This is a genomic window from Methanothermobacter sp. KEPCO 2, from assembly GCF_041228365.1.
GTDB classification, from domain to species: Archaea; Methanobacteriota; Methanobacteria; order Methanobacteriales; family Methanothermobacteraceae; genus Methanothermobacter; species Methanothermobacter marburgensis.
In genome coordinates this window covers 280,943-306,577 of sequence record NZ_CP166185.1, presented here as the reverse complement: position 1 = coordinate 306,577, position 25,635 = coordinate 280,943, and the positions used below count along the sequence as shown (strand labels likewise).

Genomic DNA, 25,635 nt, shown 5'->3' with positions numbered 1-25,635 from the left:
ATCCTTCAGGTGCTACCCTCCCCGTTTCCAGGCTGAAACAGCTGATATAACCTTATCGAGGTACCTCAGGGAGTCACTGTGACTGCTCAGACCATGGGCGAATTTACTGATAATGTTATCATCCTTTATTTCAATATACATGAGAATATCCTCGAGGATCTCATCCTCAGAGTAACTCTCAGGTGGCTCCATCCCCCATATATTCACGAGGGCCCACTCCCTGCTATGGTCCCTCAGGTTTTCAAGGTCAAGTTCCTCCCTTCTGAAGACCCTCTCCTGTACATACCTGAGGATGTCCCTGTTCTTCAGTGCCCATATCCTGAAATCAGAATACCTATCCCTCAGAGCAGGTAACAGGTCCTTCTTATGATTTCTGATCCTTATGAACTCCTCCTCTTCAGGGCTGGAATAAAGACCACCCCCTGATTTAAGATTCATGTTATTGGAGTTCTGGATCATCTCCCTTCCAGCCTCAAGGTGGAGGATTTCATCGTCACTGAGCCCCCTCCTCTCCATACGTTCCTTCTGGGATTCAACCTCCCTCTTCCATTCCTCATACTTCAGGGACTCAAGTTCCCTGATCTTAATCCTGAAGAGTTCCCCTATAACCTCAAGGGCCAGGAAGACCTGCCATGGCCTTCCCCTTCTGAGGAGGTTGAGGTACTGGGATATCTCAACTGCACTGGATGGGAGTGGCCTGATGCGTGCTGCAAGCCTTCCCACCTCCCTGGGAAACAATGAGGGTAGGAGCTCAAGTACCGTCCAGACACCAAGGGATACAGCTGCAGCCACCAGCACAACAACGAGGAGTGCCTCCATAAATATCATCCACTGTATTCAAGTATGGCCTTCTTGATTTCACGTTTGGTTTCAGCCACCACCTCAACCCTTCCCACAGAAATCCCCTCATCCTGCAGATGGGCCAGAAGCTGAGATGGGCTTATTGAGTCCTCAAAGTCTGCTAGAACACCCCCATCCTCCAGTGCAACCGTGAGGGCGCCGTAGAGTTTAAGCACCCTCTCGGCACTCTCAGGTTCAGGGGTCACAACACGGAATGTCCTTACACTGTGATGCACCTGACTGATATCGATATCCATCCTCTGGAGTGCTATGAGGACATGTTTATCAAGGGCCCTTTCAATGACCTCAAGGTCGATCCTATCCTTTTCCATGTTTATCCTCACTGCCTGGGCAATCTGTGCAAGGTCACGTGCATGTGCATAGCTTGGCTGCAGGCCCTCGCCGCCATCGGCAACTGGAGTGTAAACCATCTTAATCCTTTCAAGGACCTCTTCATCGTAATCCTCGCCTGTGGCATCAAGGTTGCGCCTGAATACCTCTACAACATTCTCAACAGGGGGGTTTCTGAGGAATATGTGAAGAGGTGCTCTCCTGAGGTGCGCCTCATCCATTATGCTCACATCAAGGTTGGTTGAGAATGCAGGTATGAAGTGGGTATGGAATATAACAGGGACCCCCCTTATGTATATGACGTCCTTCTTGTTCTCAAGGGGCACTATGAGGCGGTTGAGGATCACCTCATGGTCATCCCTCTGCCTTCCAAGGTCGTCAATGAGAAGCACTCCACCGTTGGCCTTTATAAGTGGAGAGGTCTCATATACACCCTTATTCATATTGTAGGTGGTCTCAAGTTCATTGAGGCTCAGTTCAGAACCTGTAAAAACGAATGGGGCGTGTATCTTTATCCACCGGGGATCATCCGGTTCTTCGGGACAGGGCTTGTGGAAGTCAGGGTCATATATCTGTATAACCCTCCCGCTGAACTCTATAAAGCGGGGAATCACCATGGGGGGTAGAAGGTCCGATGCCTTGCTTATAATGAAGGTTTTACCGGTTCCCGGAGCACCATAAACAAAAAGCCCCTTACCGATGGTGCATGACTCAACAAGACATTCCTTTGCATATGATAGTCCGACAACGTCCCTGAAGGCTCTTTCAATAACCTCTGGGGGTATCTTTATTGGGAAACGGTTCCTGAGCTGTTTATCCATCAGCTCAAAGTATCTCTCGTAGGGCACAGGGGCCATTCCAATATAAGGGTTTTCCTCCATTACAAGGCGGGCCTTCTCAACCCCCCTCTTTGTCAGTGTATACTCAACACTGGAGAAGAGGAAGCTTCCGCCCACCTGGGCGCAGAAACCGTCCTTCTCCATCTGGCCAAGGACATCCTCAAGTATATCCAGGTGTATACCTGTAATATCAGTTATTCTCTGGGTTTTAACAGTCCCATATGTTAAAAGAATCTTCAGGACAAGGTCCCTCACAAAAAAATAGGATAAACCCAGTTCCTCAAGTGTCTTTGGCTGTTTCAGCTCCTCAAAGAGTTCAACCATGTTTTCGTCGTGGTAGTAGTCATCACAGTTCATCACTCATCCCCCTATCAATGAAATCATGTCCATCCCCCCAGAAAAATGTGGAGATCCTAACTAGAGAATCTCCTTAAGTTCGCTGATGTCATCGATGACCGTAACATCAAGGCCCCTCTTTTCAATGAGATCCCGTTCTTCATCTGTAAGCTCTGAGTTGACGAGTATGGCTGACATTCCCGCGTTGGTTGCCCCCAGTATGTCCTCATTGAACTTGTTGCCAACCATGATGGACCTTTCAGGTTTGCAGCCCATCCTTCTGAGGGCCTCCTCAAAGATCCTAATGTTTGGTTTCTCAAAGCCAACCTCATCTGAGGTGACGACCTCATCGAAGAAGTGGTGTATCCCGAGCCTTATCAGTTTCTCCCACTGCTTTATTGTTATACCGTTGGATATTACCCCCAGCCTGTATCCCCTGCTCTTTAGGTGTATGAGGGTTGATGTTGTATTGGGAAATGGCCGGAGAAGTGCGAACTTGACGTTGTGGTATGTTATCATTCCAAGGGCAATGAGAAGGGGTTTTTCCTCACCAAAAACCGTCTTTGTAAGCACATTGAAATGTTTATCATAGTTGGAGCCCTTCTCAGCGATTATCTCCCTCAGCAGTTTGTATGCCTCATCCTGTGTCAGGGGTAAACCCGCATCTATCATCACATTCAGGGCAGCCTTTCTTGCAAGTCTGGCAAATCCTGATGTGTCATAGAGGGTGTCATCAATATCAAAGAAAACCGCCTTCAGCATCTTCCCACCTTACTCTCTGTAATGAAACTCTATAGTTAATCAATTATAACAGTGTTGGTTTCTCTGTGGATAATATTATGATGTAAAATAATATGTAAAACTATTCTGCCTATAACCTCTGAGCGGAGGTCCAGAACATGCAATAGAAATCTCAGATGAAAAAATAAAGTTCCTGTTTTCTAGAAAAAGGCATCGAGGCTGCTCTGCCTTTCGCCACATGAGAGAGAATTTATATCCTCTGTGGAGTAGCCAAGGGATGACATTATTCTTGATACCGCGGCCATAACCTGGTTTTCAATGTAATAGTCCGGGTCGTACTCCAGACCCTCAGCATCCTCAAGCGGGAAGGCCCTCTGACTTATGGGGCCCCTTCCCTTAACTATGATGTACCTGACTATGGATCCCCGCTCAATGCGCCGCCCCTTCTCAAGGGATCGTTTTGCGGCGATAACATGTGGGCCTATCTGTTTGTACTCAGAGAGGTCCCTTGTTATCTGGGTGTGGATTGCAAGGTCATCCAGTTCCACCTCGCCGCCCCTTATGCACCTTACAACATCCCTTATTATCTTTCTAGCCTTCTCAGGGGATCCGTCTCTTAGAATGGCCATTAAAACTTTTTGCTGGGTCTTTTTAGCTATCGGTGCCCAGTCACGCCTCACAAGTTCAAGGCCCTTTGCAACAATCGTGTCATCCTCTATTAGGGCGTATCTCTTTTTTGTTACGAAGAAGCCCCTCCTGTAAAAGCCCTCAAATTCCAGCTCCATGCCCTCAGGCAGGTTGCTGTTTATGTGTTTGAGGAACCTTTCCACCTGGGATAGTATCTCGGCCTCAAGGTTATCTGACATATGACACCCCATGGGTCCGGTTGAGGGGCTTTGGTGGGAAATCTATTCCTTTATAAGTACGCCGTTTATTACGCCGTCCTGCCCGGGCCTTGATGTGACCCTCACGTTTCCAAGGCTGGTTTCAACAACAGCACCCTTTGTTATGATGTTCCTCCTCACAAAGTGGGGGTTTGCTGTGTTCTCAACAACATTCCTTATCTCTGCAACCTCAACCTTACCTGTTTCAGGGTCAACAACGTTTATCTTGGTATCTGCAGCGAGCCTGACCTTTGTGTTGCCCCCACGTGTCCTTATCATCCTGACACGCCTGTCACCGATCTTTGTCTCGGCGGGTTCCCTTCCAAGTTCGTATTTCCTCTTTCCGCGGTTCATCTTGGCTCTTCCACCGCTTGGTTTCTTCATTGATTTACCTTGCCAGATTGCCATTATTTCACCTCAATCTAAGTCTCTATCAGAATCAGTAATGCTGAGTTTAAGAAACTCAGTGACTCGGTATAGATAAATTTATCTATAGTATAGGATCCCCCATTTAAAAAGATTGTGCTTCCAGGGTATGCTATGGATCACTGAATCCATCTATCCTAACTCCTTTAAATAAAATATTGTCCTGATGGAGACCTCTGCCCTGAATCAATATGTGATTACACCAATGAAAGGTTTTATACCATCAGCAAGATACCCTATAAGCAAGAGATTGTACAGGTGAATCTATGAAGATCGGCATGTCCCATGGTGCAGGCGGAGAAGTGATGCAGGACCTCATATCAAACATAATACTATCCAATATCCATAATACGAGGGTTAACGGCGGAGTTGGCCTCGAGGACCTTGACGACGGTGCAAGCATACCCCTCGGCGACTATGAGATAGTTATGAGTACCGATGGCCACACAGTCGACCCCCTCTTCTTCCCCGGCGGTGACATAGGTAAGATATCGGTTGCAGGTACAGTCAACGACATATCGGTTATGGGTGCAAGGCCCCTTGCAATTGCAAGTGCAATGATCCTCAGCGAGGGGTTCCCTGGCGAGGATCTTGAGAGGATCGTGCAGTCAATGGACGCTGTCTCCAGGGAGACCGGGGTGTCAATCGTAACCGGGGACACCAAGGTCATGGAGAGGGGTAAACTGGACAGGATGGTCATAACAACCACCGGTATAGGTGTTGTGAAGCGTGGTGAGATAATAAGGGACTCAGGACTGAGACCCGGTGATAAGATCCTACTCACAGGAAGCGTGGGGGACCATGGTATGGCACTCATGGCCTTCCGTGAGGGCTTTGGATTCGACACCGACCTTGAATCGGATGTTGCCCCGGTATGGGGCATGGTTGAGGCTGCCCTTGAGGTTGGTGGTGTTACCGCAATGAAAGACCCAACGAGAGGCGGTATAGCAAATGCACTCAACGAACTCGCAGATAAATCAGGGGTCGGGATGGTTGTTGATGAGGACATGATCCCTGTGAGGGAAGAGGTGAGGGCTGTCTCTGAGATGCTGGGCATCGACCCATATGAGGTTGCCAATGAGGGTAAGGTCATCATGGGTGTCGACCCTGAATACGCTGAGGATGTCCTCAGAGCCGTGAGGAAGGCACCATACGGTGAAAACGCAATGATAATAGGTGAAGCGAATCAGGACAGTCATGTGATCCTTGAAACAAGCCTTGGAGGCAGGAGGATACTTGAGGCCCCTGTTGCTGATCCTGTTCCAAGGGTGTGCTGATCTGATACAGGAGGAGTGTTATGGAACTTAAGAAGAAAAGGCTCTGTGCATTTGCATTGGACTTCCTTGTGGTTACAGGGGTAATGTACCTCTTAACAGTCCTTGTTTATCCATTAGCACTTCTCCTGAACCTTTTCTCAATCTACAGATACTGGCTCCCCCTCCTTGGCATCATAACCATTCTGTATTTCAGCTACCTTGAGTACCATGGAGGAACACCAGGTAAGAGGATGATGGGTCTCGCTGTAATATCAGAGGAGGGTGAACTCAGGTGGCAGCAGATTGTCATGAGGAACCTTTCAAGGATACTCTGGTTCCCCCTCATCCTGGACGTCATCCTAGGACGCCTCAGGAATCGTCTGAGGATACTCGACGACATTGCAGGTACAAGGGTTGTCACTGCAGAGAAGAATGTTGACGAAGATGCTGAACAGGATCTATGATCCATTTGAATCTGTCTGCAGAGAAAAATGATGACGGATAAGGACGTGATCAGGGAGAGGATCTGGAAACTCCTGAAGGATAGGGGTGTAAGCAGCCGCCCCCATGGCCGCATACCAGACTTTCAGGGGTCAGTTGCAGCCGCAGAGAGGCTCTCAAGGACCATCGAGTGGGAAAGAGCAGGTGTTGTATTCTCATCCCCCGATTCTGCCCAGCGCCCAGTGCGAAAACTGGCCCTTGATGATGGAAAGGACCTTGTAATGCCCACACCGAAGATAAAGGATGGTTACCTTTTAATCTCAGGGGATGTTCCGGATGCTGATGCTGCATCAACCATAAGGGGCGCCTACAGGTATGGCTCATTCATCAGCAGATTCCCTGAGGTTGACCTTGTTGTTGAGGGATCCGTGGCCGTTGACCTGGAGGGAAACCGCCTCGGTAAGGGGGGAGGATACGGTGACAGGGAGATATCTGAACTCAGGGATCAGGGGGCCATAGGAGAGGATACCCCCATAGCCACAACGGTACATGAGCTGCAGATCATTGAAAGTGTCCCTGTTGAGGACCACGATGAAAGGATAAACATGATAGTGACACCCATGCGTGTGATAAGACTATTTCTCAATGAAAAAATCCCGCGAGTCATCTGAAACCAGATTACAGATCCTTATAATGAACTAAATCCTGAAAATTAATTCTCACCAAAACCATTAGTTTAAATAGTGTGGAGTTCAACATGGATATGTGCTGATTTTTAATTATCATGTGCCTGGCAGAAATTTTGGGGCTATCATGTTTCAGATCTGCCGGCTGGCAGCTGATAATTGAATAATCGATTTTTAAGAATTGAGGAAAAGATAAAAATGAAAGAATTGAAATTCAGTGAATTTGATATCTCAGGGGAGATTAACAGGGCCCTTGATGATATGGGATTTGAGGGTACAACCCCAATCCAGGCACTTACATTACCTGTTACACTTGATGGTATGGACGTTGTTGGCGAGGCCCAGACCGGGACCGGGAAAACCGCGGCCTTTGCCATACCACTGCTTGAGAACCTTGAACCAGAGAGGGTCCCCCAGGCACTTGTGATCTGCCCGACCCGTGAACTCTGTCTGCAGGTCACCGATGAGATAAGGAGGATAGGCAAGTACCTTAATGTGAGGGTGCTTGCGGTCTATGGTGGCCAGGGTATTGGAGGTCAGATAGCCGAACTCAGGAGGGGCGTCCATGTTATCGTCGCAACACCAGGAAGGCTCATAGACCATATTGAGAGGGGTACTGTGGACCTTGGAGGCATATCCACGGTTGTGCTTGATGAGGCCGATGAAATGCTCAACATGGGCTTCATAGAGGACATAGAGAGGATACTATCCCACGTCCCTGAAAGGAGACAGACCATGCTGTTCTCTGCAACCATCTCAAAGCCGGTGCTAAGGATCGCAGAGAGGTATATGAGGAGCCCCCAGATTCTCCGTGTTGAGAAAAAGCACAGTCCCAGGATAGATGAATTCTATTTCAAAACCAGGGAGGAGGACAAGGTTGAGCTCCTTGACTGGATACTGACATCCAATGACATCAGAATGGGCCTCATATTCTGCAACACCAAAAGGAGGGTTCAGAGGCTCAGAAAGCAGCTTGGACGTATGGGTTACTCTGTGGATGAAATTCACGGGGATCTATCACAGTCAAAGCGTGAGCGTGTCATGGAACGCTTCAGGAAGGGAAGGTTCAACCTCCTCATTGCAACTGATGTTGCTGCACGGGGTATACATGTGCCCGATGTGGAGGTCGTTGTCAACTATGATCTTCCATTCGAGAACGAGTACTATGTTCACAGGATAGGGCGTACCGGGCGTGCCGGTTCAAGTGGAAAATCCTTTACACTGGTTGTTGGAAGGGAGGTCCACAGGTTAAGGCGAATCCAGTCCTTTACAGGTAAAAGGATAAAGAAGAGCAACATGCCATCCCCGCAGGAGATAAGGAGGGGTTACGAGGAGGAACTTGTGGAGGTGCTCCGTAGAAACCTTAAATCCAAGAGTTACGGTGACTCCGAGCTCCTGGGAAACCTTGTGAGTGAGGGTTACAGTTTCAGGGATATCTCACATGCCCTTCTGGATGTTCTGGAGTCCTCAAAATAGAAGAGGCTTATTTTTATTTTATGGATAGAGGCTGATCTATCAGCCCACTTAGATCCTCTTAATTTTCTAAATCACAGAGAGCATTTACCTTTGATTTCATAGATCTCCTCATCAAGGAGTTCCGCGACCATCTCCATTCTGGTATTACTTTTAGATTCCTATCAGTATCTTCAGTAATAAAAGATTTTATATATTGAAGATGTTTTAACTAATCTGTGGTGATACAATGAGAAGGTTCCTTATCATTTTAGCGACTGTTACACTGATTGCGGGTCTCTCGCATCATGCATGGGCCCACCCGGGCCATGGTTACTACATTGAGGAGCCATCGGATTCAGGTGACAGTAAATCAGATTCATCCACCACATCAGATTCATCCAGCACTTCCAATAAGCCTTCAGGTCAGAGCAGCAGCAAAACAAGCACATCAGGTGGCCATGAAACCGCCCATAAAAGTAAATTGGACTCATCAGATTCATCAGGAAAGTCCGGTGCTGAAAGCAGTGTCCGGCCTGAAGGGAACATTACAGATGAACGGGAGAATACCACAGAAACAGCAGATGTTAATGTGAATAAACCAGATTACGGATTCATACCTGCACTGGCAGGACTGTGCCTGGTTTTTGGTTTAACCGCATTCAGGTTCCCACGCAGCTGAATACAAAAAGTGCATATATTCAATAACGCTTAACGGAGGTTCAACAGTGCATATACCCGATGGAATCATACCACTTTGGCAGTCTGCAGTCTACTGGGCTGTTGCACTCGTGAACATTGGCATATTCTTCTACATATTCTCAAAGAAACCCGGAAAGGAAAAAAGGATAGCTGGAACAGGACTTTTTGCAGCGGCAGCGGCGGTTGCATCCTCCATATCTGTACCATCACCCTTCGGCGTCCCGGTGCATTTCTTCCTGATACCCCTCGCGGCCATAATACTCGGCCCCCTCACGGCGGTTATGGTTGCTGTGCTCTGCCTCCTCGTCCAGTTCTTCATACTTGGAATGGGGGGGATAACCAGCATGGGGGCCAATATACTGACAATGGGTATCGGCCTTGGAATCGGAACCTATGGGGTTTACAGGGTTCTAAGTGAACTGGACAGGGGCCTTGCTGTATTCTCAGCCACATTCCTTGGTATAATGATTGCAACCGCGTTCCACATCATGATACTCCTGGCAGCGGGTGTTGCAGGCCCTGAAATGCTCATGTCAACACTCATACCCTTCTACATATTCGTGGGTGTTGTGGAGGGTGCTGCAAGCATGTTCATATTCTCATTCCTTGAGAGGATGAAACCCGAGCTCATTGCAATGGAAAAGGTCTAGGTGGTTCATGTGAAAAAGTTCGCGTTTATATTAATTTTTCTTCTTATCAGCGGTGTTTCAGCCCATGGAATGGAGATAACCCCAGAGTCATTCATTGTAATAGCAGATAACTCCACAGGAAAACTTGCGCGGTCAGTGGCCGATGAGACCGGGGTCAACGTCACCGTGTACCGTTTCCAGAGTCCATCGGATGTGGAGCATGAACTGGAACATGCCCTTGGAAACCCCAACAAGAAGATACTGGCGGTTGCCTACCAGGACACCGTGCGGGCCTTCCTCCAGAGGCATCCTGAACTTGCAACCAGGGTGACGTACTGCAGTGCCGATGAGGCATCAATCAGGGAGAAACTCCTTGAACTCAGCTCAGTGAATACAGAAAACATGGGTAGCGGCTTTATGACGCCCTTCCTTTCAGGGGCACTGATAGGGGTCATAGTTGGTCTTTTAATAGGGGCGCTCTGGATGAAAAGGAAAATGGGGTAGAAATTTCTAAATTTCTCATTTCTTCTTATTTTCTGGTAAACTACTCAATACCCCACTTCCTCTTAAATTCAAGCTTCTCCTCAAAAAAACTACTCAATACCCCACTTCCTCTTAAATTCAAGCTTCTCCTCAAAAAAACTACTCAATACCCCACTTCCTCTTAAATTCAAGCTTCTCCTCAAAAAAACTACTCAATACCCCACTTCCTCTTAAATTCAAGCTTCTCCTCAAAAAAACTACTCAATACCCCACTTCCTCTTAAATTCAAGCTTCTCCTCAAAAAAACTACTCAATACCCCACTTCCTCTTAAATTCAAGCTTCTCCTCTGCAGTCATCCAGTGGCTACCATCACAGAATGGTTTGTTCTCAGATAAACCGCACCGGCAGAGGGTGACCCTGTTTCTGGTCTCATACTCCCTCCCATCTGCGGATTCTATTTTTATACCTCCCCTGACCCAGAGGGGCCCCTCACACTTCTTCTGTTTATCATGGATAACCACTATTGATTTTTCATAGTCCCTTTCATAGGGTTTCCCGGTCCTCCTGTCCCAGAGGACTAGTCTCCCTGATGGGCAGATCATCGCCTCCTCAATGGCGATCTGTATGCTCTCGGTGTCACCCCTCCTGAGGAGTTCCCTTATACCCCCCGCCCTTAGGCAGAACCTTGAGTGGTCGCACAGTTCAGGGACATCGGTGAGTTCAAGGTCCCCCGCCCTGAACACAGTCGCCCTTTCAATGTAGGGCTTTCTTGATGCTGTTTCGGTACCATCAAAGCCCACCTCAGTGTGTGTTCCATCACAGTAGGGTTTGTTCTTTGATGCACCACAGCGGCAGAGGAGGTACCTCTCCTTCAGTGGAAACTCCCTTCTCTCAACAAATTCCCTTGTGTGTCCATCCTCATCGGTTACAATCACCTCCTCATAGAGTGGTACCGAGCCCTCCACAAGGTATGGTCCGTCCTTAAGAACCCTTATCCTCATCTTTAACACCCATAAGCTGAGCAGGTATCCCCATCATGCATAGCAAGGCAGATATGATGAAGCAGATCCCTGTTCCCCTAATCAATATATTTATCCTTGAGGGTAAAATATGTGACTCCCCCATAAAAATCGAAAGATGGTGTTAACCGTTTAGAATCTGCCTATAAGCCTCATCGAACTCACGGTTGATGCGGCTACCCCAGATCATCCCTTTAACTCTCAAACAATATAAGATCATTTAATAACTGTTTCTGTGGATTGCTGTGGCAAAAAGACCTATGAAACATATAATACCAAATAAAAGGAAGCATATCCTTGTGCTTTCCATGAGGAGGCCATAATTTGCAGGGGATACTGAAACACTCCCTATCAGGAAGGCAAAGATGAGTGTCACTGTACCCATGCTAAGGCCTGGCCGATGAGGCGCATGGAGGTCACGGTAGCAGACGCCACCCCAGCATGATCCCTTTTAACTGAACACATAATCTTTGTTGTGTTCGGGGATGAGAAAAGTCCCATACCTGTTCCAAGTAGCATGAGTCCCATTATTACTGCTGTTTCAGGTGTATCAGGGCCCAGTGTTGCAAATCCCATGAGTGCCATGAAGATCAGCACCATACCCGCTGATGTCAGAATATGGGGCTTCACCATATCGGCCATCCTCCCTGCAAGGGGGGCGATCAGGGCCATCATGAGGGGTTGAACCTATGAGTATAAGTCCGCTGGCAGGGGCTGAGTCCCCTGACGTACTGGAGGTGGTAGCTGAGAAGCAGGGAAACCGCAAATGTTGATGTGAATACCACGAGGGCTTCAAGGGATGAAAAGGAAAATCTTCTGTTCTTGAATAACTCAACATTAAAGAGTGGGTTCCTTGCCTGCGTTTCCGTCTTGATGAAGAGAGAAAACGCCAGGAAACTTAGAACAAGCAGAAGAAGCCCCTTCACACTTGCAAGTGTTGAGAACCTGAATGAAGAGAAAAAGTGATGTGCAGTAGGTGAGTGACCCCTCCAGATCAAATTTTCTGCTTCCACCAGCCATCCACTCGTCATCAATTCTGGATAGCGAGATGAGTATAACAAGGATTCCCACCGGAACCATGAATAGGAATATGGACTCCCATCCCATGATCTCCGCCAGAAAACCTCCCCGGATGGGACCGGCGAACAGTCCCATATCTATTGCCGCTGTATTCACACCTATGGCCCTGCCACGCTCAGAAGCAGGGAACACCATTGATATAAGGGAAAGCCTTGTTACCAGTACCATGGAGGCCCCGATTCCCTGAAATGCCCTGAAAAGGATGATTGAAGCTGCATCAGGTGCCAGTGCACAGAGAACTGACGCTGTAATGAATATGATATTACCTGAAATGAAGAGCCTCTTTATCCCGTATATCTCGGATAACCTTCCAAATGGCAGTAGAAAGACGTTTGCAGTTAAAAGAAATGCCATTATAACCCATGTCTGCTGGGAGGGTCCCATATTAAGGCTCTCGCCCATAAGGGGGAGGGCCACATTGATTGATGAACCCATGAATGGTGCAAGGAATGATGAGAGGGTCACTGCGCATAGCACATAAACCTTCATATAATCATCTTTCAAAAATTTCCCCCCTCAATAAAAATTAAATAAAAAATAGTTTAAATAATTTTCCAAAAAAATGAGAAAAGTGTAGATTAAATCACTTTTTGTGAAAAGTTTAGGGGTCTGCTCATCAACCATCATTCCTGTGGGCTGTTGCAGCAAAAACCCCTATGAAACATAGGACCCCGAACACCAGGAAGCATATCCTTGTGCTCTCTATGAGGAGGTCATAATTTGCAGGGGATATTGGAACCCTCCCTATCAGGAATGCAAAGATGAGTGTCACTATACCTATACTGAAAGCCTGGCCGATGAGGCGCATGGAACTCACCGTGGCAGATGCAATACCATAGTCCCTCCTCTCAACGGAACCCATGATTGCATTGGTGTTGGGGGATGAGAAAAACCCGAAACCAAGGCCAAGGACGAGAAGTGATACCACTATCATAAAGAGCTGCGTGCCCCTATCAAGGATGCTGAGGCTCAGAAGCGCAGCCGCGTTTACTGCCATCCCTATACCTGCAAGTATCTGAGGGTTGAACCTGTCAGAGGCCCTCCCTGCCAGGGGGGCCACAAAGGCCATGACAATGGGCTGCGTGACGAGTATGAGTCCGCTGGAGCCAGGGTCCAGTCCCTTAATGTACTGAAGGTGGTAACTCAGAAGCAGGGAAACCGCGAAGGTTGCGCTGTAGTTTATCAGGGCTGCAAGACTTGAGAAACTGAATCTGAGATTTTTGAAGAGCCTCACATTGAACACCGGACTCTCTGATGATAGTTCAATTTTAAGGAATATCCCGAACGCCAGGATACTCAGAACTATCATAAGCGCCCCTGCAACCTCAGGAAGGGCGGAAAATCCATACATTAAAAGAAACAGGAAAATACAGTAGGAGATTGAACCGGGAACATCGAAACTTTCCCCTGAGGCATCAGCCCATTCCCCCTCAACCTTAAGGAGGCACACAGCAAGAACAATGAGTGTTACCGGGACCGTGACAAGGAATATGCTCTGCCAGCCCAGGAAATGTGTGAGAAAACCCCCAAGAACCGGGCCCATCGAAAGGCCAATGTAAACTGCTGCCGTGTTTATACCTATGGCCTTACCCCTCTCCATTGGAGGAAATACGCGGGTGAGCATTGCAAGGCCTGTGACGAATATCATCGCCGATCCCACACCCTGGATAGCCCTGAATACTATGAGGGCAAGGGCAGATGGTGAGAATGCTGATAGGACTGATGAAACAGTGAATATCAGGTTTCCATAGATAAAAATCCTCTTCATACCGTATATCTCAGAAATCCTCCCAAATGGTACGGCAAAGATTGCCGCTGCAAGGAGAAATGCCGTTGGAATCCATGTCTGCAGTATTGCGTCTATCCCGAAGTGAAGTGCTATCACAGGGAGTGCAACGTTGATGGATGACCCCATGAATGGCGTTAAAAAGGATGATAGTGTTGCAGCTATGAGAACATAGACCCTGAGTGACCTGTTGGTGTACTCATTCAAGTTATTCCCTCCAGAAAAAATCTGTTATTACTCTATGGGTTGCCAGGTTTAAATAGGTTTCATAAAAGAAAAAATGGAAAAATTTAAAAAATGAAAATCAGGGAAGTTAAATGTTCTGGCGGCTAAAACCGGGCCGGCGCCTCCATTCCAGCCATCTTAACTCCCGTAAGTGCCGAGGCCTCCACGGTGAGCGCCCTGAGGTCATCCTTCTCAAGTTTGCTCACGTCAGTGTTACCAGCCTGCTGTGTGAGCATGCACACTTCCTCTGTCATGGCCTCTATGTACCTTGCAACGTTTTTACCTGCCTCAACATAGTCAAGGCGCTTCCTGAGGCGTGGGTCCTGGGTTGCAATACCCTTTCTGCAGGTGCCTGTGTAGCACATCTGGCAGACACGGCAGCCAATTGAGACAAGGGCCGCTGTACCGATGTAGACTGCATCCGCGCCAAGTGCTATGGCCTTTGCAACGTCGGCCCCGCTCCTTATACCACCTGCTGCAACAAGGCTCACCTCATCACGGAGGTTGACCTCCTTGAGAGCCTCATCAGCCTCCACTATGGCTGCTATTGTGGGTATACCTGAGTGCTCGGTTACAACGTCAGGCCCTGCACCTGTACCTCCCTGCATACCATCAACCACGACTATATCGGCCCCTGCCTTTGCAGCTATCTTCACATCATCGGCAACACGGCCTGATGTGAACTTGACCATTATCGGGACCTTCCAGTCGGTTATCTCACGGAGCTGGGATATCTTCATGCTGAGATCCTCGGGCCCGACGATGTCCATGTGCCTTGCCGGGCTCAGTGCATCGGTACCCTCAGGTATCATCCTTATCCTTGAGACCTCCGCTGTTACCTTCTCTGCAAGCAGATGTCCGCCCATACCTGACTTGGCACCCTGACCTATCTTGATCTCGATGGCCTCTGAATTGTTGAGGTACTCTGCAGAGACACCGAAGCGTCCTGATGCATACTGTGCAATGAGTTTTGAGGCGTATTTTCGCTCCTCAGGGAGCATTCCCCCCTCACCTGTGTTTGTGGCTGTGCCTGCGAGGGTTGCACCCATTGCAAGGGCTATCTTGGCCTCCTTGCTGAGGGCTCCGAAGGACATGGCCGCTATCATGATGGGTGTGTCAAGTTCAAGTGGGTTCTCGGCGAACCTGTCACCCAGCACCACCCTGGTATTGCAGGGCTCCCTGTACTTGTCTATGGGTGGCCTTGAGACCTGGGCCGGTATGATCACAAGGTCGTCAAAGGTGGGTATCCTCCTAACTGCACCGCAGCCCCTGACCTTGTAGGAACCCTCTCTGGATTTCCTCTGTATCTCAAGCAGGTCAGTGAATGACCATACATTCCTCCGGTCCTCGGGTACGGCGTTAACCTCTATTGCATTGTTGGGGCACATCTCCTCACATATACGGCACCCCACACAGTTTTCATGCCTCAGGGGTACTGGTTCCCCGTTTATTATCTCGTAAACATCATGTGGACAGTTGTTATAGCATGAGTAACAGTTTGCACAGAGTGACTCGTCCCGGTTATCACACATGTACCAGCAGCAGCCGGGACGGTCAAAGTTCCTCTTACACACGTCTTCCTTTCTCTCAACCTTAAAAGGCATCTTTAACCCCTCTTACTCCTTTAATACCTTCAATATCGGGCATACTGAGTACTTGGTACCTGCAGCCCTCACAACATCCTCTGGATCCTCTGCCAGTACAGGTACGGGTTTCCATGGCATTGCAGGGTCCCTGTCAACCACCAGCGCCCCGTCCACGATTCCCTCCCTGATGGCGTAGGTCAGGAGTGCGGTTACAACACCACCATCCTGGCCCCTGAACATTGGGGCCCTTGCAGATAGTATCTCAGTGTACTCCCCCAGGGGTTCGGCCGCGGACTCGTGACTTATTATGCTGTCGGGTACGTAGGTCCTTGGACATGCCACGTAGCATGCGTTGCAGCCCTCAGGACATTCTCCCTTAACCTCGGGTTTTCTGTCTTCTATCCTCACAATACCCTCCGGGCATGACGCCTCGCAGGCCCCGCAGAGCACACATGCGCCAACATCGATGACGTCAGACTTAAGGTCATCGAACTGGTAGTCCTTAATTTCCTCAGGGTAGAGGTCCGCGGGCATCACCCGCCAGTATAGGACGGGCCTTGCAACTGATTCCCTTCTCTGTATCTCCTCAAGGTTTTCCTCCTTTTTACCTGATGCAAGTTTTTCAAGAAGTTTGAGGCCCTTCCCGGTTATGGGTGCTGTCTCAATGTATCCTGCCTTTGCGGCCCCATCAACCAGATCTCTGCCCCTCTCTGTCCTTATTATAAGTGTTGACCATCCCTCCGGTGAGCCCACGGATCCCACCGAAACGTCTGACTGTTCTGATGTGAAGTCCATGCACACAGAGCAGTTCTTTCTCATTGCAGACCTGGCCCTTTCAAGTGGTATTGATACAGTACTTCCATCGTTGAGGTGGAACCAGAGCCTGCCCTTCTCTATCCTGCACTCTGAAACATCCCTGAGGTCAACACCCTCCGCCTCTGCAAGTTCCTTCAGGTAGGTGTAGGAGAAGTTCTCCATGCAGAAGAGTCCAATTCTGAGTTCAACAGAGAATTCCCCGTTATATTCCTTCATCAGTGTGGCTGCTGTTATCTGGCAGGGTGTTCCGACCATTGCATATCTGCTCATTATCCTTCCTCCGATTCTTCGCCATAGAATGGCCTTTTGCTTCTTGGGACAATCTTTCTGAAGGAATGGTATTCCTCATCCTCAAGTTCAAATCCGTATGCTGAGAGGACTCCTCTGAGTTCCTCTTCCTCCTCGGGGGTTATGTCCTCAACCTTTGCGTTCTTTCCAAGGCTTTTTATTTCTCCACCAACGTATATCGTTCCCCTTATGATGGACTCCCCGGCGTCCTCTGCAAGGTCCCCCAGGACTATTATGCGGCCGCCCATCATGAATAGGCCTGTCATGAAACCTGAGTTTCCACCTATGATGATGGTCCCGTTCTTCATTATCTCTCCTGTTCTTGACCCTGCGCCCTTCCTTACAACGACTGTTCCGCCGTAGATTCCCTGTCCGACTCCGTCTCCAGCGGATCCCTCTATTATGACCTCACCTTCTGTCATGTTGTCTGCAGGGAACCATCCTGCGTTACCATTTATCTTAACCCTTGGGCCATGTATCATTGTCGCGGCGAAGTATCCTGCTGAACCATCTATTATTAGCTCCACGTCCTCTGTGAGTCCAGCGCCGATGTAGTGCATGGCGTTGGGGTTTTTAACCACTATCCTGTCGTGGTCCTTTGCCAGGCTCTTTATGGCCCTGTTAACCTCCCTGGGGGTTTTTGATTCTGCATCAACTACTGCTTCCCTCATCATATCACCCTATATCTCGTATACCCTGACCTCGCCGGGGGATATCTGTTCAACCTCGGTTGTATCCATGACCTCCCTCAGGGAGACCTCCTCTGATGCAACAGCGAATACCTCATCGTTCTCTGCCATCACCCCTGGCCTGAGGCCGAGCTGGTCCTTTGCTATTCCCACGCCGGTGGGTGTTCCGACTATGTATGAGAAAGGTCCGTCCATGTCCTTCACTGACTGTTCAAGTGCCTCCTCAAGGCTGTAGCCTGATGCCAGTTTATCTGCAACGTAGTGGACTATGCATTCTGTGTCATTGTTTGTTTCGAATATGTGTCCCTTCCTCTCAAGGGGTTCCCTTATCTTCCAGTAGTTGGTTATCTGGCCGTTGTGTACCACGGTTATGTCAGGGATGATGTAGCTCTGGAAGGGGTGTGCATGGTACCTGTCAACTATGCTCTCTGTTGAGAACCTTGTGTGGCCTATGGCATGTGTGCCCTTCTTTGACCAGGTGTCATAGCGGTCTGCTATTTCAAGTACAGATCCCACATCCTTTATCATTTCAAAGGAGTGGCTTCCATTGAGCACTATGACATCCTCTATCCTGTCTATCTCCATTATGAGCGGTTTGAGCTGTGAGAATGATTCGAGGGTGATCCTGCAGCGGTATATTATGTAGTTCTCAACTGATGGGATGACCTCATCCTTCCTTATGGGGCTCACCGTTTCTACTGTTTCCTTGACCCTCTCAAGAAGCCCCTTCTTTTCTTTAACCTCAATGTTAAGGAGGTACTCGTTCTCCTCAAGACCAAGACCTCCATAGATTGAGAATCCCGCTGAGTCGGGGCCCCTGTGCTGCAGCGCATGGAGCATCCTCGTCATGTCTGCCCCGACATTGTGAAGTTTACCGTCCTTGTAGACCACTCCTGCTATTCCACACAATTCAATACCTCCTTTATAAAGTATTCGTGAAGTCCGGTGTCCTCTCCCAGTTCAGGGTGGAAGGCAAGTGCAAGGTTGCAGCCCTCCTTCACCGCGATGATCCCTTCATCGATTCTGGATAGTACCTCAGCCCCTTCACCCACCTCAAGGGCGGCGGGCGCCCTTATGAATATTCCATGGAATTTTCTTCCAAGTATCTCTATGTCCTCCTCAAAGGAATCCTTCTGCCTTCCAAAGGCGTTTCTCTTAACCTTCATGTCTATGAGTCCCAGGAGGGGCTGTTCATAGTCTGTTTCCCTTGCAAGAAGAACCATCCCGGCACAGGTCCCCATGACCGCTTTGTTCTCGGTGAGGATAACATCCTTTATCCCTGTCTCCTCCATGAGTTTACCTATGACGGTGCTCTCACCGCCGGAGATTATTATTGCATCTACAGCTGATGCATCCTCCGCTGTTCTCACCTTCACTACCTCTGCATCCACATCCATCCTCTCAACTGCCCTCCGGGTCATCTCGAGGTGCTCGGAAACATCGCCCTGAAGATCAAGAATACCTATCCTTATCATGGTGTCTCCTTTCAGTTTTTTTGATTAGGTTTTTGGCACATGACCATATAAATATACCGGAAAAGTATTGCCGGTTATCTCTGAACCCTGACCCGGCAGAATCTCAGTGTACAATGTTCAGAAACCAGGTCTTGAATTAACTTATAATTGAACAGTTATATAAATATTTCCATGGTAACTCTGAAAGGGTTCCATAACATCAGGGTCCCTGACCTGAAAGATAACCGGCGCCATTGGGCCCTGCTGCCAGTGCAGGTCCAGCCTTAGGGTGTCCTGACCTGAAAGATAATCAGCACACAACGGGACCCACTGAAATGAAAATGGGTGGCTGAAAGAACCTTCACTCTGAAAGCCCGTGATCAAGCAAAAGCCAGCAAGACTAAAGTGGGAATTCCTCATCCAGAAACTCCATAACCTTCATTGTGGAGTTTCTGACATGGTTTGCAGCCTCCCTGAAGGCTTCCCTCTCATCCCTGTCCATTAGGACTGGCACAACACCCTCTATACCATTCTTACCGAGCTTCACCGGCACACCCAGGCACACGTCCCTGATACCATCAATCTCGCCCTCCATGAGGGTTGAAACAGTGAGTATCCTCCGCTCATCATTCAGTATCGTTGTCACTATGTTGGAAATGGCGAAGGCCGGACCATACTCGGTGGCCCCCTTCCTGCTTATGATGTTGCTACCTGCATTGATAACCTTCTCTATGGTCTTCTTGAGGTCGAACCTCCGGTAACCAGAGAAGTAGTCCCTCCTTGCATAGTGCTCAATGGGTATACCCCCTATTGATGTGGAGCTGATAAGGGGGACCATGTAGGGGCCGTGCTGCCCGATAACCCGGGTGTGAACCTCGCTAACATGGACATTGAAATGCCTTGCCATGTAATTCTTGAGCCTAAGGGAGTCGAGGTGGTTTCCAAGGCCAAAGACCCTGCTGGGATGAAAACCCGAATACTTGAGTGCAACGTAGGTCATCACATCAACAGGATTGGTCACAACAAGTATAATTGAATCAGGGGCGAATCTGGCAATCTGTCTTGCATACTCGGCAACGATAACCCCATTCTGGAATGCAAGGTCATCCCTGTCCATATCAGCGGTTCTGGGAACACCTGCTGTTATAACAACTATCCTTGAGCCATGGACATTTTCTATGTCAGCAGAGTTCTCCAGTTTAACCGACACACCCTTGGCTGCAAGGGCATCGCTCATATCAAGGACCTCTCCAATGTTCTGCTCAAGGCTCTCCCTCCTTGATATGAGGTGCAGTGTCTTCACAGCCTCCTCCTCTGCAAGGCACAGTGCCGTTGCCCTTCCAACACGCCCTGTTGACCCAATTATACTTACCTTCAAAAATCACTCCTCCTGGTGCGTTTCAAGGTAGCTGAGGGCGACCTTTCTTGCAAATCCTGTCCCGGTCTCTGCCAGTTTCTCCATCGCTTCTCTCACCCGTTCACCACCTATCTGCTCAAGTGACCTTGCAGCACCACTTCTCACAAAGCCACTGTCATCCTCCAGGAGTTCAATGAGTGGTTCAACAGCCCTCTCATCCCTGAAGTTCCCTATGACCCATGCGGCAGCACCCCTTATCTTCCAGTCGTCGCTTGAGAGGCTCTCAAGGAGGGGCTCCACTGCCTCTTCACCCATCTTTGCAAGGGCAGTTGATGCGTCCCTTCGAACCCATTTATTCTCATCGGCCAGAGCCTCTATGAGGGGTTCTATGGAGCGGGGATCCCCAATCTTACCAAGCGCCGCTGCGGCCCCCCTCCTCACAAACTTGTTATCATCGTCGAGGGCCTCAATGAGCTGTTCAACCGCTGGTTCACCTATCTCACTGAGGAGTTCAATAACCTGAACCCTCATGAGTTCATCGTCTTCCCTTAACTGCTCAATGAGCCTCGCAACGTTTTCTCTCCTCTGCATGTTATCACCTGTTATATTCGTTATGTCCACATGGATACATAATACTTATCCTGGAAAACTGGTGGGCTGAAGCCCATGGATTTTCATGAATTGTATTTTACAGTGATCAAACAAAGAAATACGGCTAAAATGTCATGAGGTGCAGTAAAGGTATAAGGAAGAAATGAGGTGCAAGTCCCACTGAGGGTATTTATGATTTGGTAAGGAAGAAATGGGATTCAGGTCCTGGTGAGGGTATTTATGATATTCATTGTAACCTTCTCAGCATTTTCAAGTTCAAGTGACCTGAACATCTCAAGAGCCTCCTTAAATACATCGTAGAGGTTTTCACGCTCATCAATAAGGAATAAGAGAACCCCGAGGATCACAAGGGATACTGCAAGCCCTGCAGAATCTCCACTCTCCCTGAATATCCTGTTGGACCTTTTGATGAACTTCAGGGCATCATAGAGCTCGCCCTCCTCCATCCGGTAGCGACCTATCAGAAGATTGAGAAGGGCCTCCGTTGGGCGGTCACGTATAATTGTGGCAGACTCCAGATTGGAATAGAGGGTGTCTATGTCACGGTCCTCCCAGCACTTCCCGTATGATTCAAAGGAGTCAATGATACCCATGAGGTCATCTGCAAGTCTGAAGATTTTCTGAGTCTCAGATTGGATTTCTGTGGACTGTGAATCCTTCTGGGCGGGTTCAGGTTCAGTATCATCTGAACTCACCGCCTCCCTTATCTTACCCGCCTCATATATCTTATCCCTCAGTTCATCTGCGACCTTGCCGTTGATCTCAGAGTATATCGAGAGGGCCTCTGAGTAGCATTTCATGGCCCTGTCAAATTCCCGCTGAGCCATCAGGGAGTCCCCCATGAGTTCAGAGGCATATGCGATGCCTTCAGGGAATTTGAGTTTCCTGTAGGTTTCAAGGGCCTCCTCAAAGCTTCCCACTGCCCTCTCTGTTTCACCCCTGTCAAGGTAGATGACCCCTATATCTATGAGAACCTCGGCCTCATGTTCCTGGTACTCATGAAGCTTCTTCTTGTAGTGTCTGAGTGCGCTTCTATCATCCCTCAGGGAATCAAAGATACTGAGAACGGTAAGGTAAAACACGAAAATTCCCCCAATTAACTACATTTTTATCATAGGATCCTTAAATAGTATACCATCTCCCATGGAATCATCATGCAACGAATAATGCATGCGAAAAGGTGTTCAGATGTACAGAATAACGGTTATACCCGGTGACGGTATCGGCAAGGAGGTTATGGAGGCCGCCCTCCACGTTCTTGGGGGACTGGACCTTGAACTGGAATTTGTGTATGCAGAGGCAGGTAATGAGTGCTTCATGAGGTGCGGTGAAACCATACCAGAGGAAACAGTGAAACTCGTCAGAAGGTCTGATGCAACACTCTTTGGTGCAGTTACAACCGTGCCCGGCCAGAAGAGTGCCATTATTACATTGAGGCGTGAGCTTGATCTTTTTGCGAATTTGAGGCCTGTGAAGTCCCTTCCTGGTGTTCCGTGCCTCTACCCTGACCTTGACTTTGTCATAGTGAGGGAGAACACTGAGGACCTCTATGTGGGTGATGAGGAGTTCACCGCTGATGGTGCGGTTGCAAGGAGGGTCATAACACGTTCTGCGTCCAGGAGGATAAGTCGATTTGCCTTTGAGTATGCTAAGAGGGAGGGGTGGAGTCGTGTGACCGCGGTGCACAAGGCCAATGTCCTTAAAAAAACCGATGGGGTGTTCAGGGAGGAATTCTACCGGGTGGCATCAGAGTACCCTGGGATGGAGGCGGAGGACTACTACGTGGACGCCACAGCCATGTACCTCATAACACAGCCCCAGGAATTCCAGGTCCTGGTCACAACCAACCTATTCGGGGACATACTCTCAGACGAAGCAGCAGGACTCATCGGAGGACTCGGACTCGCACCATCAGCAAACATAGGAGAAAAAAACGCAATATTCGAACCAGTCCACGGATCAGCACCCCAGATAGCCGGAAAAAACATAGCAAACCCCACAGCCATGATACTAACAACAACACTCATGCTAAAACACCTCAACAAAACACAGGAAGCACAGAAAATACAGAAAGCACTGGAAACGACACTGCTGAAGGGTATAATGACACCGGATCTTGGGGGGAATGCCAGTACCATGGAAATGGCCCATGCCATAAAAAAGGAATTAGCTGAGTAAATTAAGAGAGACCATGAAGCAATCACTTGGTTATCATGGTCCCGATTCCCTTCTTTGTGAATATTTCAAGTAGAAGTGAGTGCTCAACCCTTCCATCTATTATATGGGCTGAGGAGACACCATCATTTATGGCCTGTATGCATGTGAGTGTCTTGGGGAGCATCCCCCCCTCCACTATACCGCTCTTTACAAGGTCGCTGAGTTCATCAACAGTCACCTTCCTTATGAGGGTGTCGGGATCTGAGGGGTCCTCGAGTATTCCAGGCACATCTGTTAAGACTATAAGCTTCTCTGCCCCTATACCCGCTGCAACCTCACCTGCAACCGTATCTGCATTGAGGTTGAGTGTGTTGGCGTTCCTGTCAACACCGATGGGTGATATCACAGGGATGTAGTTGTTATCTGTGAGCATGTTGATTATGCTTGGGTCCACTGATTCAATTTCACCCACAAGTCCAAGGTCTATCTCCCTTCTCTCACCTGTTTCACTATCCTTAACAACATGTGGAGCCCTCTTTTTTGCAAGGAGAAGGTTGCTGTCCTTACCTGACAGTCCTATGGCCCTTCCTCCATGGTAGCATATCTTTGAGACGATGCTCGTGTTTATCTTACCCACAAGAACCATCTTGACGATCTCCATGGTCTCCTCATCTGTAACCCTGAGGCCCTCTATGAACCTTGGCTCCTTGCCCATCTTGTTCATGGCCCTTGAAATCTCAGGGCCGCCTCCATGGACAACCACCGGCTCCATACCCACATACTTCAACAGCACAGTATCCCGTGCGGTCGAGTCCATTGCAGCCTCATCTATCATGGCGTGGCCGCCATACTTTATCATTATCTTCTTCTTGTGAAACTTCTTGATGTAGGGGAGTGCCTCCACCAGAATGTTAACGGTCTTCATTCAAACACCCTTCACCACAATAAATACATCAATTTAAGTAGTATACTCAGCATTTATCCTCACATAGTCATAGGTGAGATCACAGCCGTATGCAGTTGCCGATTCACTGCCGGCGTTGAGGTCAACTGTTATCCTTATCTCATCATCACCCATTATCCTTTCTGCAAGTTCAAGTTCAGGTGTGCCCTCGAAGGCCAGGACATTCCCCTCCTCGACTATTCCCACAGATCCTCTCTCAGATTCGAGTGTCACACTTATCCTGTCGGGGTCAAACTCTGCACCTGAATATCCTGCAGCTGCAACTATACGTCCCCAGTTGGGGTCGGCCCCGAATATTGCCGTCTTAACGAGGGATGAACCTGCGATTGCCCTGGCGGCCCTTCTTGCATCCTCCCGTGTCCTGGCATTCACAACATCGACCTGGAATGATTTGGTGGCCCCCTCACCGTCACGGGCCATCATACGGGCAAGTTCCCTGCAGACGACTCCAAGGGCCTCAGTGAAGTTCTCATCTATCCTCCCTGATTTGCAGGTTGATGCCATTATAACCATGTCATTGGTGCTTTCATCACCGTCCACTATGAGCATGTTGAAGGTGTCGTCAACAGCCCTCCTGAGGGCCTCCCTGAGCTCTGAAGGTGATGCATCAACATCAGTTGTTATGAAGGAGAGCATTGTGGCCATGTTTGGGGCTATCATACCTGAACCCTTGGCAACAGCACCTATACGGGCGGTCTCACCGCCTTCAAGCTGGAACTCCACCGCAACCTCCTTGGGGAATGTGTCTGTGGTCATTATTGCAGATGCAAGGTTCCCTGAGGCTTCCGGGGAGTTTTCAAGTTGATCTGCAGCCATTCTTATGAGGGACTCGATCTTCCTGATGGGCATCCTCCTTCCTATAACGCCAGTTGATGCAACCGCAACCTCACCGGCATCCACCTGCAGGGATTCTGCTGTTACCCTGGCCATCCTGAGGGCATCATCCATCCCGTCTCTTCCTGTAAAACAGTTGGCGTTTCCACTGTTTGCAACTATGGCTGAAATTCTGCCGCCCTCAAGGACCTTCTCTGTCAATTTAACAGGTTCTGCCCGGACCCTGTTGGATGTTAAAACACCCGCTGCAGTTGCTTTTCTGGTGACGATAAGCCCAACGCCATATTTACCTTCGCGGCAACCTGCAGCGAGCACTCCATCAACAGCGCAGACCCCGCCTTCAATAAACCTGATTTTCACAGTATCCACTCCTACCAAAAAAAGTTCAGTGGGATCCCCTCAGAAGGTTGTATTGTTGGAGGACCCCTGGTTGCTGTTAACAACATTGACTTCCCCGTAACTGTTCTGGGCTTCCTCCCTGCCGCGCTCCTTTATCCCGTTGAGGGGCAGGTGGTTGGTGCTGCTGGGGGAGAGCTGGACATCACTGGATGGAGTATCGTTAATATCCACTGCAGTAATATTATCGTTGGAAAGACCTATAACAATGCCCAGACCTGACCCGCAGCCAAATGCTATGAGGGAAATCAGGAAGCTAACAATAATTTTAGCCTCGGTTTCAGGTCTCATTTCAATTCCCCTTA

At 48.9% G+C, this 25,635-nt stretch carries 28 protein-coding genes; 8 read left to right on the top strand and 20 right to left on the bottom strand.

Annotated elements, in window-relative coordinates:
• Positions 1–12: 12 nt before the first annotated feature.
• The 5 genes from AB9H23_RS01835 to AB9H23_RS01815 form a co-directional block, all read right to left on the bottom strand.
• The gene (locus AB9H23_RS01835; protein ID WP_370005193.1) at positions 13–819 is read right to left on the bottom strand and encodes a hypothetical protein; all 807 of its coding nucleotides are present in this window, start codon (positions 817–819) and stop codon (positions 13–15) included.
• Between the two features lie 5 nt (positions 820–824).
• Positions 825–2,387 (bottom strand): ATP-binding protein, encoded by a 1,563-nt coding sequence (locus tag AB9H23_RS01830; RefSeq protein ID WP_370005192.1) that lies wholly within the window; start codon positions 2,385–2,387, stop codon positions 825–827.
• A gap of 60 nt (positions 2,388–2,447) precedes the next feature.
• Complete coding sequence (locus AB9H23_RS01825; RefSeq protein WP_160323361.1) at positions 2,448–3,128, bottom strand: TIGR02253 family HAD-type hydrolase; 681 nt, start codon at positions 3,126–3,128, stop codon at positions 2,448–2,450.
• A 179-nt stretch (positions 3,129–3,307) separates the two neighbouring features.
• Positions 3,308–3,973 (bottom strand): DNA polymerase PolB subunit 2, encoded by a 666-nt coding sequence (polB2, locus tag AB9H23_RS01820; protein WP_370005191.1) that lies wholly within the window; start codon positions 3,971–3,973, stop codon positions 3,308–3,310.
• A 42-nt stretch (positions 3,974–4,015) separates the two neighbouring features.
• Positions 4,016–4,399, bottom strand: coding sequence for a 30S ribosomal protein S8e (locus AB9H23_RS01815; RefSeq protein WP_013295475.1), 384 nt, complete (start codon positions 4,397–4,399; stop codon positions 4,016–4,018).
• Positions 4,400–4,683: 284 nt separating this feature from the next.
• Between AB9H23_RS01815 and hypE the strand changes: the two genes are divergently transcribed.
• The 7 genes from hypE (at position 4,684) to AB9H23_RS01780 (ending at position 10,087) form a co-directional block, all read left to right on the top strand.
• Complete coding sequence (hypE, locus tag AB9H23_RS01810) at positions 4,684–5,694, top strand: hydrogenase expression/formation protein HypE (protein ID WP_370005189.1); 1,011 nt, start codon at positions 4,684–4,686, stop codon at positions 5,692–5,694.
• Positions 5,695–5,714: 20 nt separating this feature from the next.
• On the top strand, positions 5,715–6,137 hold the full coding sequence (locus tag AB9H23_RS01805; protein ID WP_370005187.1) for an RDD family protein: 423 nt from the start codon (positions 5,715–5,717) through the stop codon (positions 6,135–6,137).
• 27 nt (positions 6,138–6,164) lie between these two features.
• Positions 6,165–6,785, top strand: a complete 621-nt coding sequence (locus AB9H23_RS01800) for a 5-formyltetrahydrofolate cyclo-ligase (RefSeq protein ID WP_370005185.1) — start codon at positions 6,165–6,167, stop codon at positions 6,783–6,785.
• Positions 6,786–6,998: 213 nt separating this feature from the next.
• A complete protein-coding gene (locus AB9H23_RS01795; RefSeq protein ID WP_370005183.1) occupies positions 6,999–8,276 on the top strand; it encodes a DEAD/DEAH box helicase in 1,278 nt (425 codons plus the stop codon).
• Positions 8,277–8,502: 226 nt separating this feature from the next.
• Complete coding sequence (locus tag AB9H23_RS01790; RefSeq protein ID WP_370005181.1) at positions 8,503–8,934, top strand: hypothetical protein; 432 nt, start codon at positions 8,503–8,505, stop codon at positions 8,932–8,934.
• Positions 8,935–8,980: 46 nt separating this feature from the next.
• Entirely contained in the window at positions 8,981–9,604 is a 624-nt protein-coding gene (locus AB9H23_RS01785) for an energy-coupling factor ABC transporter permease (protein WP_160323356.1), read from the top strand.
• A 69-nt stretch (positions 9,605–9,673) separates the two neighbouring features.
• Positions 9,674–10,087, top strand: coding sequence for a hypothetical protein (locus tag AB9H23_RS01780; RefSeq protein WP_370005179.1), 414 nt, complete (start codon positions 9,674–9,676; stop codon positions 10,085–10,087).
• Positions 10,088–10,372: 285 nt separating this feature from the next.
• Here AB9H23_RS01780 and AB9H23_RS01775 read toward each other — a convergent pair whose 3' ends face one another.
• The 12 genes from AB9H23_RS01775 to AB9H23_RS01720 form a co-directional block, all read right to left on the bottom strand.
• Positions 10,373–11,068: a CDGSH iron-sulfur domain-containing protein gene (locus tag AB9H23_RS01775; RefSeq protein ID WP_370005177.1), complete on the bottom strand. Its 696-nt coding sequence runs from the start codon at positions 11,066–11,068 to the stop codon at positions 10,373–10,375.
• Positions 11,069–11,458: 390 nt separating this feature from the next.
• Positions 11,459–11,761 (bottom strand): MFS transporter, encoded by a 303-nt coding sequence (locus AB9H23_RS01770; protein WP_370005175.1) that lies wholly within the window; start codon positions 11,759–11,761, stop codon positions 11,459–11,461.
• Between the two features lie 162 nt (positions 11,762–11,923).
• The gene (locus AB9H23_RS01765; RefSeq protein ID WP_370005173.1) at positions 11,924–12,655 is read right to left on the bottom strand and encodes an MFS transporter; all 732 of its coding nucleotides are present in this window, start codon (positions 12,653–12,655) and stop codon (positions 11,924–11,926) included.
• Positions 12,656–12,782: 127 nt separating this feature from the next.
• The gene (locus AB9H23_RS01760) at positions 12,783–14,159 is read right to left on the bottom strand and encodes an MFS transporter (protein WP_370005171.1); all 1,377 of its coding nucleotides are present in this window, start codon (positions 14,157–14,159) and stop codon (positions 12,783–12,785) included.
• A 122-nt stretch (positions 14,160–14,281) separates the two neighbouring features.
• Positions 14,282–15,781 carry a glutamate synthase-related protein gene (locus tag AB9H23_RS01755; protein ID WP_048175055.1) on the bottom strand — a complete coding sequence of 500 codons (1,500 nt, stop codon included), beginning with the start codon at positions 15,779–15,781 and terminating at the stop codon, positions 14,282–14,284.
• A gap of 12 nt (positions 15,782–15,793) precedes the next feature.
• Positions 15,794–16,849, bottom strand: a complete 1,056-nt coding sequence (locus AB9H23_RS01750) for a Coenzyme F420 hydrogenase/dehydrogenase, beta subunit C-terminal domain (protein ID WP_370005169.1) — start codon at positions 16,847–16,849, stop codon at positions 15,794–15,796.
• Entirely contained in the window at positions 16,849–17,538 is a 690-nt protein-coding gene (locus AB9H23_RS01745; RefSeq protein ID WP_013295462.1) for a GXGXG domain-containing protein, read from the bottom strand. Before AB9H23_RS01745 ends, AB9H23_RS01750 begins: the two co-directional genes overlap by 1 nt.
• 9 nt (positions 17,539–17,547) lie before the next feature.
• Entirely contained in the window at positions 17,548–18,465 is a 918-nt protein-coding gene (locus tag AB9H23_RS01740) for a glutamine amidotransferase family protein (RefSeq protein ID WP_013295461.1), read from the bottom strand.
• Positions 18,453–19,031, bottom strand: coding sequence for a pyridoxal 5'-phosphate synthase glutaminase subunit PdxT (gene pdxT / locus AB9H23_RS01735; protein ID WP_370005166.1), 579 nt, complete (start codon positions 19,029–19,031; stop codon positions 18,453–18,455). The genes AB9H23_RS01740 and pdxT overlap by 13 nt, the downstream gene beginning before the upstream one ends.
• A 379-nt stretch (positions 19,032–19,410) precedes the next feature.
• Positions 19,411–20,388: a malate dehydrogenase gene (locus AB9H23_RS01730; RefSeq protein WP_048175039.1), complete on the bottom strand. Its 978-nt coding sequence runs from the start codon at positions 20,386–20,388 to the stop codon at positions 19,411–19,413.
• A 3-nt stretch (positions 20,389–20,391) separates the two neighbouring features.
• Positions 20,392–20,958, bottom strand: a complete 567-nt coding sequence (locus AB9H23_RS01725) for a HEAT repeat domain-containing protein (protein WP_013295458.1) — start codon at positions 20,956–20,958, stop codon at positions 20,392–20,394.
• A gap of 218 nt (positions 20,959–21,176) precedes the next feature.
• A complete protein-coding gene (locus AB9H23_RS01720; RefSeq protein WP_370005164.1) occupies positions 21,177–22,061 on the bottom strand; it encodes a tetratricopeptide repeat protein in 885 nt (294 codons plus the stop codon).
• Between the two features lie 106 nt (positions 22,062–22,167).
• Between AB9H23_RS01720 and aksF the strand changes: the two genes are divergently transcribed.
• Positions 22,168–23,157 (top strand): homoisocitrate dehydrogenase, encoded by a 990-nt coding sequence (gene aksF / locus AB9H23_RS01715; RefSeq protein WP_370005162.1) that lies wholly within the window; start codon positions 22,168–22,170, stop codon positions 23,155–23,157.
• A gap of 22 nt (positions 23,158–23,179) precedes the next feature.
• Here the strand turns inward: aksF and argB are convergent, their stop codons facing one another.
• Genes argB through AB9H23_RS01700 form a run of 3 tightly spaced genes read right to left on the bottom strand, consistent with a single transcriptional unit; the run spans position 23,180 to position 25,621 of the window.
• Complete coding sequence (argB, locus tag AB9H23_RS01710) at positions 23,180–24,061, bottom strand: acetylglutamate kinase (protein ID WP_013295455.1); 882 nt, start codon at positions 24,059–24,061, stop codon at positions 23,180–23,182.
• A gap of 33 nt (positions 24,062–24,094) precedes the next feature.
• On the bottom strand, positions 24,095–25,288 hold the full coding sequence (gene argJ / locus AB9H23_RS01705) for a bifunctional ornithine acetyltransferase/N-acetylglutamate synthase (protein ID WP_370005901.1): 1,194 nt from the start codon (positions 25,286–25,288) through the stop codon (positions 24,095–24,097).
• A gap of 45 nt (positions 25,289–25,333) precedes the next feature.
• Positions 25,334–25,621: a hypothetical protein gene (locus AB9H23_RS01700; RefSeq protein ID WP_013295453.1), complete on the bottom strand. Its 288-nt coding sequence runs from the start codon at positions 25,619–25,621 to the stop codon at positions 25,334–25,336.
• Positions 25,622–25,635: the final 14 nt, after the last annotated feature.